The organism is Megasphaera cerevisiae DSM 20462 (assembly GCF_001045675.1).
Classification (GTDB): Bacteria; Bacillota; Negativicutes; order Veillonellales; family Megasphaeraceae; genus Megasphaera; species Megasphaera cerevisiae.
On record NZ_LEKT01000135.1, the window covers coordinates 1 to 932 of the forward strand.

Consider the following 932-nt stretch of genomic DNA (forward strand, 5'->3'; position numbering starts at 1 on the left):
GCCGCTACTAGGGGTATCTCTGTTGATTCCTTTTCCTCCGGCTACTTAGATGTTTCAGTTCACCGGGTGCCCTTCCTCGAAAGGATGACAGTACTCCTACTGCCGGGTTTCCCCATTCGGATACCTGCGGGTCAATGGTTACTTGCACCTTACCGCAGCTTTTCGCAGCTTATCGCGTCCTTCTTCGGCTGATATGGCCAAGGCATCCGCCGTATGCCCTTACTTACTTGACTTACGTCTTTTTAAGATAAGCTCTCACCTTGCGGCTCCTGCTGTCTTCACCTTGTATATATTAGAGTTTCTTCGGTTCGTTAAGGTACTCCCTTTTTTCTTACAAAAAAAGAGGTACTTTCTTCAATACTTTTCTATGCAGTTGTCAAGGTACAAATGTGTTGGTGGAGATGAGGAGAATCGAACTCCTGACCCCCTGCTTGCAAGGCAGGTGCTCTCCCAGCTGAGCTACACCCCCACTTATATAATTAACTCCAATACAAGTATTGGACGAGAAGCACATGGCCTCTCAAAACTAAACAATGCAAAATTGGTTGTTCCAGAATGCCGACCTAAGTGATTGGGTTGAGTCCCTTACTGTATCTCTACTTCGCCGGATCTGCACTCATACTACATGTCTTTCAACATATACTATCAGTCATATCCGGCATAAGTGACTCGCTCACATGTGCGCGTCGTGCGTTGCACTCCTTCACATGCGGCTCCCTGCTTATCCCTAGAAAGGAGGTGATCCAGCCGCACCTTCCGATACGGCTACCTTGTTACGACTTCACCCCAATCATCGCCCCCACCTTCGACGGCTGGCTCCTTGCGGTTACCTCACCGGCTTCGGGTGTGAATGACTTTCGTGGTGTGACGGGCGGTGTGTACAAGGCCCGGGAACGTATTCACCGCAGTATGCTGACCTGCGATTACTAGCG

At 49.6% G+C, this 932-nt stretch carries 1 tRNA gene and 2 rRNA genes; all 3 read right to left on the reverse strand.

Annotated elements, in window-relative coordinates:
• Positions 1-233, reverse strand: a 23S ribosomal RNA gene (locus AB840_RS15375); the annotation flags it as partial.
• Positions 234-393: 160 nt separating this feature from the next.
• Positions 394-469 (reverse strand) — tRNA-Ala (locus AB840_RS15380).
• 262 nt (positions 470-731) lie between these two features.
• Positions 732-932: ribosomal RNA gene (locus AB840_RS15385) — 16S ribosomal RNA — on the reverse strand; the annotation flags it as partial.